The sequence below is a fragment of the Bordetella tumbae genome (assembly GCF_965139195.1).
Taxonomy (GTDB): domain Bacteria; phylum Pseudomonadota; class Gammaproteobacteria; order Burkholderiales; family Burkholderiaceae_B; genus Bordetella_A; species Bordetella_A tumbae.
This window is the reverse complement of the sequence record NZ_CBCSJH010000018.1, coordinates 1-13,698: the sequence shown is the minus strand read 5'-3', so window position 1 is coordinate 13,698 and position 13,698 is coordinate 1. Positions and strand designations below refer to the sequence as shown.

Here is a 13,698-nt window from a genome sequence, read left to right as displayed (position 1 = left end):
CCGCGCCAGCGCGAGGGTTGGCGCGGCGCCAGCTGCGGGACGGCCAGAGACCATCCAGGGTTAGGCGCTTGCCAACGGGGATCCTGGATGTTGTGCAGAGGCTCCGCCTGATCGGCGCATGGACTGTCTGACCAGACTTGCAAGGGATAAAATGCCTGCACGGATAGGCCGGCGGCGGACAAGCGCTGCCACGCGCTACGCAGTGCTTCGCGTGGCGTCCAGGCGGCGAGGGCCATGCCGTCCTCAGCACGCTTGCTGTGGCCTACCGCCAATCCCTCCATATCGCCCAATACCAGGCCTTCCAGGATGCCGTGCACCGCGGCGGCATAACGATTGGCGGGGACAGCGGGGACGTTGATGGTGGCGACGATGACGTCATCCGGATGCAGGACTACCTGAGTACGTGCCTGGGTAAACGCCGCAGCAAGTTCCGTCGCGGGCAAACCGCCGCCACGTGCAACCCGGCCTTGCCGGTCGAGCCAGGCATAAGCCAAAGGCGTGCTGTCCGTCCATTCAGCCAGCGGGGGCAGGGCGATGCGCAGCGTGTTCTTTACCGGCGGGCGTGACGGCGTGGTTACGGTGTTTCTCTTATCCATACGGTTTTCGGTGTGCTGTCTGCCGACATATTCAACAGCGCCTGCATGCTGACGCGGGAGCGCAGATAGGCCACGGTGCCATTGGCGATGAACCAATTGCTGCCGGTGGTCACGGAAGGAATTTCCAAGGCATCGCTATAGCTGCTCAAACGATTAGTGAAGTCCGCGCTGTTGTTGAACCAGGCGCCGCGGTCACGTTCTCCGGTGATGCTGCGGGCCTGCGCGAGCGTCAGGCCGGTCACGATTGCCGCAATGACCTCGGGCTCGGCAGTGTTCACGTTGACCTCAGTGGCCTCGGGCAATACGGTGAGGGTGCGGCGCAGCGTCTGCAGCGCTTTGTCATCGATTCGCAATAGCGCGGCCATATCGTCAATGCCGCGTGATTGCGGCGCGCGCGCGCCGCTGCTGGTTTCGTCGGCCGGTGCTTGTTCTGCCGAGACTTTTCGGCTTTGCGTCAGCGCAATTTGCGTGGCCATCTGGCGTGCCAGGGTGTTGGGCAGGCCCAGCATGTCGAGCAGGCGCGCCAGGACCTCGATCTGTGCTTCATCCACGATGCCTTGCTTGGCCAGGTTGTACAGGTTGTATTTACCTTGCTCGTCTTGGATGTTGCCGGCAAAGACCGCATCCTCGCCCGTCTGTTCGCCATCGATGCGTGTGTCCTGGACGGGGGTTGCCCATAGTTGGTCCCGCCTGACGGTGGATTCGGCCCGGGCGTTATCGCGCAGGATCAGACGCGACCAATCAATGCCGCCCAATAGCAGCCATCGCGCCTGAATGCGGGCCTGTTCGTTTTCGATCTGGCGTATGGCCGAGGTCTGACGCAGAAACAGGCCGCTGGTCAGCGCAGCCACAATGGCGACGACTATCAGGGCGCTGACGACAGCCATGCCTCGCTGTGCGCGGGCGTGGCGGGATGTCGCCCGGGACCTTGCCAATACCGCTGATGCACAGCGTGGACCGATGCGGGCCGTTCTCATGACAGCACCACAATTCGGGTATAGCGTTCTTTCTGATTGCCGCGTGGACGCTCGATGGCGATTTCCAGGCCTGCGGCACGGGCCGTGGCAGGTTGCAGCGGATTGATCCAGCCTTGTCCGGTCAACCACGCGCGCACATCCAGCCGGCTGACATCGGGCATGATCAGAACGCCCTGGTCAGGTTCAGGCAATGGATAGCTCGAGCCGGGCGCGCCGCTATAGCGCCATAATCCATCAGGCCGCAGGCGCCACATGACGCGTTGCCACTGGCCATTTTCCGGTGTGGCGCGGATCAGATTCAGCAGCACGGCACCAGAGGACTGCGTGATATCAATGCCCGGGGGCAGCAGTGTGATGCTGCCGCTTGGGGTGGTTGTGCCCGTGCCGTCGGAACTGTCGGACGTGCTGGATGTCGTGCCCGCAGGTGCACCTGCATAGGCGCGATTCAAATCGCGTTCGATTTGCCCCAGCGTACGCAAGACGATGGCTTGGTCTGCGGATTCTTCGCCCAGCCAATCGCGTGCGTTCGATACTTGTTCCAAGCCTTTCCAGGACAGCAGGCTGACAAGCGCCATCAAGGCAATGGCGATCAGGACTTCGATGAGCGTGAAGCCTTGCTGCGCGGTGCGAGGACGCATGGGTGCGATGCGACGCGCGCCTCGTTCGCCATTCGATCTCGCCAGCTGGCTGAAACAGGTCCGCATTATCTAACCTGCGACAAGAGGCCGCTCAACTGCGTCAGCGTCACGCCATTGCGGTCGGCGTCATTCACCCGGACGGTCACTTGGCGGAAATTGCGGTTCATTGAGTTGCGGATTTCGATTTCGCAGCGCAGCGCGACATTGCCTTGGGGGCAGGGGCGCGTCTGCGTACCGGCGCGTGGAAACGTGCGCTCCAGCCGCAATTGCGCCAGCGTGTTTTCGGCGGCCAACAGCGCCAGCGTCTTGCCGCGGATAGCGCGGCTGTTATCGAGCATGACTTGCGTGGCCCGCAGCGCGGCGCCCATGGCCACGGCGATAATGGCCAATGCCACCAGGACTTCGATCAGGGTGAACCCTTGCTCGGTACGTCTGGAGGCGCCGGACTGCCGGCCACCGGAGCGCCGGCCGCCACATAGAAATGGCCGAGGTGATTGGCTCGAGGGACGGCGGGCATGAGGCCGAACAAGGTCGTCCGAACCAGGTTTAATTAATCGCATATCCGCCTGCCGCGTCTCGTTCGATACGTACGGAGTCGCCTTTGATGGAGAGCTCCAGCACAATGGGATCGGCAATCCACTCGGTGCCGAAAACGACGGGCCGATTGGGGGAAATCTGCAGTGCCACCGGGGGCGAGCGCCATGTCTGGGGACGCAGACTCTGATCATCATCGAAACGGTCGGGCTTGAGCGGACCATCGTCCTGCGCCGACAGACGTTCCGATCGACCCTGCCGCTCGAACGACCAGCCTTGCTCGTCTGCAGACCAGCGAATTGTGCGGCCATCGCTGCGGGCTTCGCTTTGCGCGACGGAAAAGGCATCAACCAGACGTTCCGCATCGGCGCGCAGCGTTCGATCGGACGAGGAGGCTACCGACAAGCTGACCATCGAGGCCGCGATGGCGATGATCACCACCACGACCAGCATTTCGATCAGGGTAAAGCCGCCCTCAGAGTTCCCACGAGCCGATGTCCGCATCGTCTTGCTCTCCGCCTGGCTTGTTGTCGGGGCCAAACGAGAACACATCGATTTCGCCTTTAACGCCGGGGTTCAGGTATTGATAGGGATGGCCCCAGGGGTCGTTGGGCATGCGGTCCAGATAGGGCCGCCAATTGCGCGCGCCCTCCGGGCGCTGCACCAGGGCCTGCAGCCCTTGAGCGGTAGAGGGATAGCGGCCGTTGTCCAGGCGATAGAGTTTCAAGGCCTGCATCAGACCATTGATGTCTTGTTTGGCCGCGACGCGTCGCGCCTGGTCGGGGCGGTCCAGCACGCGGGGGACGACGAGCGCAGCCAGAATGCCCATGATCACAACGACCACCATGATCTCGATCAGGGTGAAACCTTGCTGCCGGCTGCGCTGGCGCTGAAACTGATGCACGAACTTTCTCCGCTCACTCAATGAAAAACCATATGAAGGCGGCAATGATGCGTCAGAAATATGACAGTAATACTTCCAGGGCGAAAACAATGGGCCTCCGCTGGGCGAGTCGCCTTTGCGCGTCCAGGGAATGCCGCCAGCGCGGGCGGATACGTGTTCTGCAAATGGACGTTGACACAAAGCGTTTGGAGCGCGCTATAGTGCTGCGTAGCTTTTGTTACGTTGTGGTATGAAGCGGGACAAAGGCTTACAGCGCTACTTCTCTGGGTCTACTTTCCGCAAAGGAAAATCAATGAAAATCAATAATCCAGTGCGTGCAATCGGTGTGGGGATATTGGCCGCTTTCTTGGTCTCTGGCTGTGCGACGCGGTCCGCGCCTAAGGAATCGGGCTTCTTGCCGGATTACAGTCGCCTGCACCAGGAAACCACCCCCGATGGCGGTACCCGGCAGGTCTATGTCAACCCTGCATTTACCCCGGCGCGCTACAAGGCGGTATGGCTTGACACCATTAAGTATTACCCGGAGCCGAAGGCCACCGAAGATGTGTCGATGGAGACCTTGACCCAGATCCGCAATATGATCGACCAGACGCTGCGTAGCAAGATCGGCCAGCAGGTCCGTCTGGTAGACCGTGCGGGGCCAGGAGTCGCGCATGTGCGTATTGCGATCACCACCGTCGGGGCAGAGCAACAATCGCTGAAGGCTTACCAATACATTCCTATCGGCCTGGTGTTGACCGGCGCCAAAGCCGCCCTGGATGGCGGACTGCCGCGTGATGCGACTATTGCGATCGAGACGCACGTCACAGACAGTATGTCGGGCGAGATGTTGTATGCCGCCGTGCGCGGGGGTACAGGCGAGCGGATTACGAGCGCCAGCCAGGGCAAGGGCGGGGTCCAGGTGGCCGATCTGCAGCCGCTGATCAATGAATGGGCCAACGGCGCTGCCGGAGAAGTCCGAAAATACGTCAAAGGAAAATAACCTGCAGCGCAGCGACGATGAGGGTTGCTGCAGTATCCGGATGCGCGCTGGGCGGGAGAAGGGGCTGATCTAGGGGACGGCCACAATTCCCGCCGGGACCGCAGACAGCTTGGGCGCCGCGACGCGCAAGCGTGTCCCATTGCGGTCCAATTCGACGCCGTTGGTCGAGACCTCGATGAGCGACAATCCCGGTGCGATCTCTGTACCGATACGATAGGCGCGGGCCGGCGCGCCATCCACGCTCAATACGGCGGACCCGTGGGATCCCGCCGCAATCAAGCCCAGCACAGTAATCTGCGTGTCCAATACCCCATCGGTGCCAAACAGCATCGCAACCGCGCGTGTGTCCGATACCGGGGCGCTGCTGGTATTGAGGGCGGGGGGCAAATCGGAGGGCGCAGGCGCCAGCAATATTGCGCTCCATAGTCCCACACCCGCCGCGGCGGCGGCAATGGCCAGAACGCGTACAGTGCGCGGGGCAGAGGGCAGCGTAAAAGTCGGGCGCAGGCGCATGAAGCAAATGATATCGCTAGGACGAAAACGTGGACCCTAACGCAAATTTATGACAGCAGTATGTGTGTCACGCGCACAGCCACGATCAACCTGCCTGGGCATGCGCCTTCATCTGGAATATCTCCAGGCTTTGCGTGCAGATTTCGTGGGTGATGTGCTGGCGGACGTGATCGCGCCGTTCCACCATGCCGATGCTGCGGGTAGGGTGCCCCAGTTCATCCGGCAGCGGCACGATGCGCAGGTCCGGGCTGTTTTGCCAGTTCGATCCGTTCAATAGCGGCAGCAGGGTCACGCCCACCTCCTGCCGCACCAGTTCGACCAGCGTCTCGATCGCGTTCAATTCCAGAAACTCATCAGAGGCGACGCCCAGGCGCCGCAACAGGCGATCAATCTGCCGTCCAGTGCGTTGGGTGCGATCAAAGCGCAAAAAGGGGTTGGCCGCCAACACGGCGTGTGCCGTTTGTTCCTGGACGGACGCTGGTGCAACGATGACCAGGGGTTCTTCGTAAAGCGGGGTCCAGTGCAGGCTGGCGACCTTGCGGTTGCTCTCGACGACAAAGGCCGCATCCAGTTCGCCTGCCTCGACCTTGCTGGCGAGCTCGCTGGCCTTGCCTGACAACACGCGGACGTCCAGGGCGGGATGCTGGCGCTTGAGCTGGGACACCACCTTGGACAGCGTTCCCATGCATGACACGATCGCGCCGATCGAGACGGCGCCGGCCAGTTTGCCGGGGGATGAACGGGGCAGCTTCAGGCGATCGTACATGTCGACCAGCTGCTTGATATCCGGCAGCAGTTCGCGCCCGGCTGCGTTCAAAATGGCCAGCCGGCCCGTGCGGTCAAACAATTCCCGCCCCAGTTCGGCCTCGATGGCACGCATCTGAAAGCTGATGGCCGCCTGTGTCAGGGCGACCTGCTCGGCGGCCTCGGAAAACGAGCCATGGTGGGCGACGGCCAGAAAGCTGCGCAGGAAGCGGATACTACTCATAAAAATATTTTTTACGAGAAAATAATTATTCAAATTGATTTAATTAAATCACAAGAGTAACTTCAATTGTTTGGGTCGGCGCGTTGCGCTGGCGCATTGTCAGCCGTGCAGTCCGGTTTGTGTATCACTCTTCCAGGTTTCTTTTTCGAGTCTCCGCGCCATGAAAACCTTTGATTGGAATAATCCGTATCCCTCCTACCGCATTCCGCAGTTCGCGCGGAACGTGGTGTCGACGTCGCATCCGTTGGCCGCCCAGGCGGGATTACGCATGCTGCTAAAGGGCGGCAATGCGATCGACGCGGCGATTGCGGCGGCAGCCACGATTACGCTGGTCGAGCCGGTGTCCTGCGGTCTGGGCAGCGACTGCTTTGCGATCCTGTGGGATGGCAAGGAATTGCACGGCCTGAATTCCTCCGGTGTGGCGCCTGCCGCCTGGAACGTCGAGTATTTCAAGGCCAAATACGGCACGGATGCCAAGGGCCTGGCCATCCAGCCCAAGCGCGGCTGGGACGCGGTGACCGTGCCGGGCGTGGTGGCCGGTTGGGCGGCATTGCATGAAAAATTCGGCAAGCTGCCGTTTGCCGATTTGTTTGAACCCGCCATCGAGATCGCCGAGCGCGGTTATGCCGTGCCGCCGGTTGTGGCGCACAAGTGGGCAGCCGCCGCCGACGAGTTGCGGGATCAGCCGGGCTACGCCCAGGTTTTCCTGCCCAACGGCCGTGCGCCGAAGCCGGGCGAGCATTTCCGTATTCCTGACGCGGCCTACACCCTGCGCCGTATTGCTGCCAGCGGTGGCCGCGACTACTACGAAGGCGAAATCGCCGAGAAAATCGCTGCGTTCGCCAAGGAGTGCGGCGGTGCGATGACGCTGGACGATCTGCGCAACTACAAGCCGGACTGGGTCAAACCGATTTCCAAGTCGTACCGCGGCTATGAACTGCACGAAATCCCGCCGAACGGGCAGGGGATTGCTGCCTTGATGGCACTGGGCATTTGCGAGCATTTCGACCTGGCCAATATGAAAGTGGACTCAGTCGAATCGCAGCACGTGCAGATCGAGGCCATGAAGCTGGCGTTCTCGGATCTGTACCGCTATGTGTCCGATCCGCGCAGCATGGACGTCACGCCCGAGCAGATGCTGTCTGATGCGTACCTGCAAAGCCGCGCCAAATTGATCCGCCTGGATCGCGCCACGCAATTCGAAGCCGGTCGCCCGCATGCCGGCGGTACGATTTATCTGACGGCTGCCGACGAAAGCGGCATGATGATCTCGTTCATCCAATCGAACTACATGGGCTTTGGCTCGGGTGTGGTCGTGCCGGGTACCGGGATCAGCCTGCAGAACCGCGGTGTCGGTTTCTCGATGGATCCGAAATCGCCCAACGTGGTCGAGGGCGGAAAACGGCCTTTCCACACGATCATTCCTGGATTCCTGACGCGCGGCGGCAAGCCCGTGATGAGCTTTGGCGTGATGGGTGGCGATATGCAGCCGCAAGGCCATCTGCAGACCGTGGTGCGCATGCTGGACTACCATCAGCAACCGCAGGCCGCGTGCGACGCACCGCGCTGGAAGGTCAACCGCGATTTCACGCTGGATATCGAGTCCAGCATGAATCGCGCAACCGTCGAGGGTCTGCAGGCACTGGGTCATGCGTTGAAATCGGTGGATGATCCCTATATGGACTTTGGCGCGGGCCAGTTCATCTGGCGCATGCACGAGAGCGACAATGAGCTCGGCTACGTCGCCGCCAGCGATACCCGCCGTGACGGTCAGGCAGTCGGCTTCTAAGGCCAATACCAGCAGTACATTCAAACCGGAGCCCCGTGACAGGCTCCGGTTTGGCATCTACAACACGAATACAAGGGAAAGAACGATGAAGCCTAAGACCTTCAAGCTTGGATTGTGCGCAACCCTGTTGGCCATGGCCTCTGGCGCCGCGGTCGCGCAGGAAATGCGCATCGGTTTGCAGGAAGACCCCGACGTGCTGGATCCGCACCGCGCGCGCACCTATGTGGGCCGTATCGTTTTTACGTCTCTGTGCGACAAACTGGTGGACGTCGATGAAAAACTGCAGTTTGTGCCGCAGTTGGCCGAGTCTTGGTCTTGGAACGACGACAATACCCAGCTGACATTCAAGCTGCGCTCGGATGCCGTGTTTCACGACGGCACCAAATTCGATGCGGCCGCTGCCAAGGCCAATATCGAACGCGCGCTGGCCTTGCAAGACAGCATGCGCAAGAGCGAGCTGGCCTCCGTGGCAGAGGTCGATGCGCCGGACGCACAGACGTTGGTGCTGAAATTGAAAAAGCCCGACGCGACACTCTTGGCCTCATTGTCGGACCGTGCGGGCATGATGCTGTCGCCCAAGACCTTTACCGATGACACGGCCGCCGTGGGCCGCAACCCGGTCTGCTCGGGACCGTACAAATTTGTGCAGCGTGTGCAGAACGACCGCATCGTACTGGACAAGTTCGACCAGTATTACAACGCCAAGGACTACGCTTTCAAGCGCGTGACGTTCTTGCCGATCCCGGATTCCACCGTGCGTCTGTCCAACCTGCGCGCCGGCGGCCTGGATATCCTGGAGCGCATGAACCCCTCGGACGCCCAACAGGTCAAGAGCGATGCCTCACTGCAATTCGCCAACGTTTCGGGTCTGGGCTATCAGCAGTTCTACTTCAACCTGGCCAACGGCAAGCGCGCCGAGACCAATCCGTTCAAAGACGCCCGTGTGCGCCGCGCATTCGAATTGTCTCTGGATCGCAATGTGATCAACGAGGTCGTGGGGGGCGGTATCTTTGATCCTGCCAATCAGCCATTCCCGCCGGCCAGTCCCTATCACAGCGACAAATTCCCGATCCCCGCCCGCGATGTGGCCAAGGCCCGTGCCCTGCTGAAAGAAGCAGGCAAGGAACAAGTCAAGGCAGAGCTAGCTTTCGGCAACAACACCACCACCTCGGCGATCGCCGAAATGGTGCAGGCCATGGCCGCCGAAGCCGGTTTCCAACTGAGCCTGCGTCCGACCGAATACGCGGCCTTGTTGAGCGAAGCGCAAAGCGGTAATTTCGAATTGTTGATGCGTGGCTGGTCAGGCCGTGTCGATCCCGATGGCAACATCCATCAGTTCGTGACATGCAAAGGCGCGTTGAACGACGGCCGCTATTGCAATCCCGAGATCGACAAACTGCTGAACGAGGCGCGCACCGTGCCCGACGAAGCCAAGCGCAAAGCGATTTACGATCAGGCACAGAGCATTCTGCAAAACGAAACCCAATCGGTCTACATTTACTACCAACCTTGGCCGTTTGTGTTGGCTAAGAAGGTGCAAGGCTTCAAGCCCTATCCGGACGGCATGATACGCCTGAAGGGCGTGACGTTCGCGCAATAAGCGCGTGGAGTCTTGCATCGCCGGATGCACGGGCCGTGCCGTCACGCACGGCCCGTGCATTTGGCGTTGACCGTTCGCAATCCCGAGTTTTTCAGGTTTCTTTATGTTCAAAATCATTCTGCGTCGCGTGCTGGTGGCGATACCGACATTGATACTGGTGTCGGTGATCGTGTTCCTGCTGCAGAAACTGCTGCCCGGCGATGCCGTGCTGACCATGGCGGGCGAGGAGCGCGATCCTGCCGTTCTGGAGTTTCTGCGTCAAAAATATCAATTGGATGCCTCATGGCCCGTGCAATATTGGGCATGGGTGAGCAATGTGCTGCAGGGCGATTTAGGAAGCTCATTGCGCACGGACGTGCCCGTGACGCAATTGATTGCCCAGAAATTGCCTGTCACGTTGCAATTGGCGACGATGGCGATGTTCTTTGCCATCTTGGTCGGCGTGCCCATGGGCATCATCGCGGCCGTACGCAAAGGCACTGTCACCGAGATGGGCGCCAACGTCGCGGCGCTGTCAGGCATGTCGATTCCGAACTTCTGGCTCGGCATTTTGCTGATCATGCTGGTGTCGGTGAAATGGCGTCTGCTGCCCGCATCGGGGTACGTTTCACCGTTCGAGGATTTTTGGTTGTCAATGAAGACCATGCTGATGCCGGCATTGGTGTTATCGACAGCGATTGCCGCCTATTTGATGCGCCATACCCGTTCGGCCATGCTAGAGGCGCTGAACGCAGACTACGTGCGCACCGCACGCGCCAAAGGCGTATCGGCGCGTCGCGTGGTGCTGCGCCATGCCTTGCGTAATGCCTTGATGCCCATCGTGACACTGGTCACGCTGTTGTTTGGCGAGTTGATGGCTGGCGCTGTGCTGACGGAGCAGGTGTTTACGATCCCCGGTTTCGGCAAGCTGATCGTCGATGCGGTATTCACGCGCGACTATGCGGTGGTGCAGGGCGTGGTCCTGTGCGTTGCCGTAGGGTTCATCATCATGAACCTGCTGGCCGACATTCTGTATATCCTGGTTAATCCACGCCTGAGGCACGCATGAGCGCAAATACTGCTACGGCTGCTGCCGTCACGCCGCCCCGCCGCCGCAACCGCGCCTGGGGTAAATTCAAACGCAATCGTGTGGCCTTGCTCGGGGCGGCGATCGTCCTGGCGATGGTCTTGCTGGCGATCTTTGCTCCCTTGCTCGCGACGCACGATCCTTTTCAAACCAGCTTCATGACGATCCGCAAGGCGCCTTCCGCGGCGTTTTGGTTGGGGTCCGATGAGCTGGGCCGGGACATCTATAGCCGCATGTTGTATGGCGCGCAGGCGTCGTTGATGGCCGGTGTCGTGTCTGTGGCCATCGCCGTGATCATCGGTGTGCCGCTCGGACTGGTGTCGGGCTATTTTGGCGGCTGGGTCGACAGCATCGTGTCGCGTTGCACCGAGGCCTTGCTGGCGATTCCGTTTTTGATTCTGGCCATTGCGCTGGCTGCGTTTCTAGAGCCGAGCCTGACCAACGCCATGATCGCCATCGGGGTGTCAGCGGCACCGAAATTCGTGCGATTGGCGCGCGGCCAGGTATTGGCCGTCAAGAGCGAAGACTACGTGCAAAGCTCGCGTGCACTGGGGGCGTCGGATACGCGCATCATCGCGCGCCACATTCTGCCCAACATCATGCCGCCCTTGATCGTGCAGGCGACCATTACCATTGCCACGGCCATCATTGCCGAGGCCAGCCTGTCGTTCCTGGGGTTAGGCCTGCAGCCACCCAATCCATCATGGGGATCGATGCTAAACACGGGCAAGAACTTCATGGTGCAGGCGCCTTGGATGTCGATTTTCCCGGGCACGGCGATTTTTCTGGTGGTATTGGGATTCAACCTGCTGGGCGATGGCCTGCGTGATGCGCTCGACCCACGGCAGGAGAAATAACGATGACGAAAAACAAAGATGCCAAGAGCGCGGCACAACCTATGGATGCCAAGCGAGTTGTGCAGGTCGATGGTTTGACCGTGCAATTCAAAACGCCGGATCGTGTTGTCGAGGCCGTGCGCGACGTTTCATTTCATGTGGACCGTGGCGAAACGCTCGCTATCGTGGGCGAGTCGGGATCGGGAAAATCCGTGACGTCTCTGGCGTTGATGCGCTTGGTGGAGTACGGTGGTGGTCGCATCGTCAATGGCGAGATGGCTTTGCGTCGCCGTGATGGCAGCGTGTTGGATTTGACGCGTGCGAGCGATACGGTGCTGGAGCGCGTGCGCGGCGCCGATGTCGCGATGATTTTCCAGGAGCCCATGACCTCGCTGAATCCCAGTTTCACAGCGGGTTCGCAGATTGCCGAGGCACTGCAACTGCACCAGGGTCTGGACAGCGCGGGCGCTCGTGCCGAGACATTGCGTATGCTGGAGCGTGTCCGCATTCCCGAGGCGCGAGCCATTCTCGATCGCTATCCTCATCAGTTATCTGGTGGGATGCGGCAACGTGTCATGATCGCGATGGCGCTGTCATGCAAGCCGCAGTTATTGATCGCCGACGAGCCGACCACGGCGTTGGATGTGACCATTCAGGCCCAGATCCTGCAACTGATCCGTCAGTTGCAGGAGGAAATGGACATGGGCGTGATTTTCATCACGCACGACATGGGCGTGGTGGCCGAGGTCGCCGATCGTGTGTTGGTCATGTATCGCGGGGATAAAGTCGAAGAGGGCGGCTCGGATGACATCTTCGCCGTGCCGCGCCATGCCTATACGCGCGCCTTGCTGTCTGCCGTGCCGCGCTTGGGCGCGATGAAGGGCACAAACGAGCCGGAGCCATTTCCGTTATTACAGGTGGCAGATGCTGGGCGTACTGGCGGCGCTGACGTTAACGCACAATCTATCACGGGTGCGACGGCCGCAGATGAGGGTACATCGGTGGTAGATACCGTTTCCGTGAGCGATGGTGATCGTGCGGCGAACCCCGGGAACGCCGTGGATGCCCCTGCGACGCCGTCTCCGGCAGAGAGCCAGCAGAGCACAGTACGCCGCGACAACGGCCCGGTATTGCGCGTAAAGGACTTGGTCACTCGTTTCGACATTACCGGCGGAATTTTCGGGCGTGTGCAGAAACGGGTGCACGCGGTAGAACGCGTCAGTTTTGATCTCTATCCAGGCGAGACCTTGGCCTTGGTGGGCGAGTCCGGCTGCGGCAAGACCACCACAGGCCGCTCGCTGCTGCAATTGGTAAAAAGCCAGGGCGGCAGTATCGAATTCGATGGCCAGGATATTGGCAGCCTGCGCGGCGCGGCCATGCAGACCTTGCGCCGCCACATTCAGTTCATTTTCCAAGATCCGTTTGCCTCGCTGGATCCGCGCATGACAGTGGGCTATTCGATCATGGAGCCTTTGCTGATTCATAACGTGGCCAAAGGCAAGGCGGCGCAAGAACGCGTGCGCTGGCTGATGGACAAATGCGGGTTGATACCCGAGATGATCGACCGTTATCCGCACGAGTTTTCTGGTGGCCAGCGTCAACGTATCTGCATTGCCCGCGCGTTGGCGTTGAATCCCAAAGTGATCGTGGCGGATGAATCGGTGTCGGCGCTGGATGTTTCGATTCAGGCTCAGATCGTCAATCTCTTGCTCGATCTGCAACGCGAGCTGGGGATTTCGCTGCTGTTCATCTCGCACGATATGGCGGTGGTCGAGCGTATCAGTCATCGTGTGGCGGTGATGTATCTCGGTCAAATCGTCGAGATCGGGCCACGCCGGGCCATCTTTGAGAATCCGCAGCACCCGTATACGCGCAAGCTGATGGATGCGGTGCCTATCGCAGATCCGCAACGTCGCCATCGCGAGCGTTCATTGCTTGTTGATGAGATTCCCAGTCCGGTGCGTCGGGTGGGGGATGACCCAGTAGTGGCGCCGCTGGTGCCAGTGGGCGAGGGGCATTTTGTCGCTCGTCATGCTGTGGGGGTGTATGCGGGCTAGGTGTTTTGTTGCCAGTTGAGTTGTCGGTCATCTAAGTGCATAGGCTCTCTCTATGAAGACGTCCGTGCCGGGGGCCTGAAAGCCTCACCGGGCCTATCGCGGCGACTCGGCCCATGACCTGTCCTGGTCTAATGTAAGTGGACACGTAGATAGGGTCATTGACCCTAGCCAGGAACACTTACGACTATGAAACCACCCCGCCCCCGTAGAGATTTTGA

At 60.4% G+C, this 13,698-nt stretch carries 13 protein-coding genes and 1 pseudogene; 6 read left to right on the top strand and 8 right to left on the bottom strand.

Features of this window, described 5'->3' with window-relative positions; all coding sequences use genetic code 11:
• From ACNA0J_RS17930 to gspG, 6 genes and pseudogenes are all read right to left on the bottom strand, one after another.
• Positions 1-596 (bottom strand): annotated as a pseudogene (locus ACNA0J_RS17930) (type II secretion system protein GspL); the annotation flags it as partial.
• Entirely contained in the window at positions 575-1,483 is a 909-nt protein-coding gene (gene gspK / locus ACNA0J_RS17925) for a type II secretion system minor pseudopilin GspK (RefSeq protein ID WP_415820210.1), read from the bottom strand. The pseudogene ACNA0J_RS17930 and the gene gspK, both read right to left, overlap by 22 nt.
• 86 nt (positions 1,484-1,569) lie before the next feature.
• Complete coding sequence (locus tag ACNA0J_RS17920) at positions 1,570-2,211, bottom strand: prepilin-type N-terminal cleavage/methylation domain-containing protein (RefSeq protein WP_415820209.1); 642 nt, start codon at positions 2,209-2,211, stop codon at positions 1,570-1,572.
• A gap of 65 nt (positions 2,212-2,276) precedes the next feature.
• Positions 2,277-2,771 (bottom strand): type II secretion system minor pseudopilin GspI, encoded by a 495-nt coding sequence (gene gspI / locus ACNA0J_RS17915; protein WP_415820208.1) that lies wholly within the window; start codon positions 2,769-2,771, stop codon positions 2,277-2,279.
• Complete coding sequence (gspH, locus tag ACNA0J_RS17910) at positions 2,758-3,249, bottom strand: type II secretion system minor pseudopilin GspH (protein ID WP_415820207.1); 492 nt, start codon at positions 3,247-3,249, stop codon at positions 2,758-2,760. The genes gspI and gspH overlap by 14 nt, the downstream gene beginning before the upstream one ends.
• On the bottom strand, positions 3,221-3,649 hold the full coding sequence (gspG, locus tag ACNA0J_RS17905) for a type II secretion system major pseudopilin GspG (protein ID WP_415820206.1): 429 nt from the start codon (positions 3,647-3,649) through the stop codon (positions 3,221-3,223). The genes gspH and gspG overlap by 29 nt, the downstream gene beginning before the upstream one ends.
• A gap of 292 nt (positions 3,650-3,941) precedes the next feature.
• On the opposite strand from gspG, the gene ACNA0J_RS17900 reads away from it, so the two are divergent.
• On the top strand, positions 3,942-4,631 hold the full coding sequence (locus ACNA0J_RS17900) for a DUF3313 domain-containing protein (RefSeq protein ID WP_415820205.1): 690 nt from the start codon (positions 3,942-3,944) through the stop codon (positions 4,629-4,631).
• A gap of 69 nt (positions 4,632-4,700) precedes the next feature.
• Here ACNA0J_RS17900 and ACNA0J_RS17895 read toward each other — a convergent pair whose 3' ends face one another.
• Together ACNA0J_RS17895 and ACNA0J_RS17890 are read right to left on the bottom strand one after the other, a co-directional pair.
• Positions 4,701-5,144 carry a type II secretion system protein N gene (locus ACNA0J_RS17895; RefSeq protein WP_415820204.1) on the bottom strand — a complete coding sequence of 148 codons (444 nt, stop codon included), beginning with the start codon at positions 5,142-5,144 and terminating at the stop codon, positions 4,701-4,703.
• An 85-nt stretch (positions 5,145-5,229) separates the two neighbouring features.
• The gene (locus ACNA0J_RS17890; protein WP_415820203.1) at positions 5,230-6,132 is read right to left on the bottom strand and encodes a LysR substrate-binding domain-containing protein; all 903 of its coding nucleotides are present in this window, start codon (positions 6,130-6,132) and stop codon (positions 5,230-5,232) included.
• Positions 6,133-6,292: 160 nt separating this feature from the next.
• Between ACNA0J_RS17890 and ggt the strand changes: the two genes are divergently transcribed.
• From ggt to ACNA0J_RS17865, 5 genes are all read left to right on the top strand, one after another.
• On the top strand, positions 6,293-7,921 hold the full coding sequence (ggt, locus tag ACNA0J_RS17885) for a gamma-glutamyltransferase (protein WP_415820202.1): 1,629 nt from the start codon (positions 6,293-6,295) through the stop codon (positions 7,919-7,921).
• Positions 7,922-8,006: 85 nt separating this feature from the next.
• Positions 8,007-9,521 (top strand): ABC transporter substrate-binding protein, encoded by a 1,515-nt coding sequence (locus ACNA0J_RS17880; RefSeq protein WP_415820201.1) that lies wholly within the window; start codon positions 8,007-8,009, stop codon positions 9,519-9,521.
• Between the two features lie 103 nt (positions 9,522-9,624).
• Entirely contained in the window at positions 9,625-10,569 is a 945-nt protein-coding gene (locus ACNA0J_RS17875; RefSeq protein ID WP_415806259.1) for an ABC transporter permease, read from the top strand.
• A complete protein-coding gene (locus ACNA0J_RS17870) occupies positions 10,566-11,444 on the top strand; it encodes an ABC transporter permease (RefSeq protein WP_415820200.1) in 879 nt (292 codons plus the stop codon). The genes ACNA0J_RS17875 and ACNA0J_RS17870 overlap by 4 nt, the downstream gene beginning before the upstream one ends.
• 41 nt (positions 11,445-11,485) lie before the next feature.
• Complete coding sequence (locus ACNA0J_RS17865; RefSeq protein ID WP_415820290.1) at positions 11,486-13,480, top strand: dipeptide ABC transporter ATP-binding protein; 1,995 nt, start codon at positions 11,486-11,488, stop codon at positions 13,478-13,480.
• The last annotated feature ends 218 nt before the right edge of the window (positions 13,481-13,698 follow it).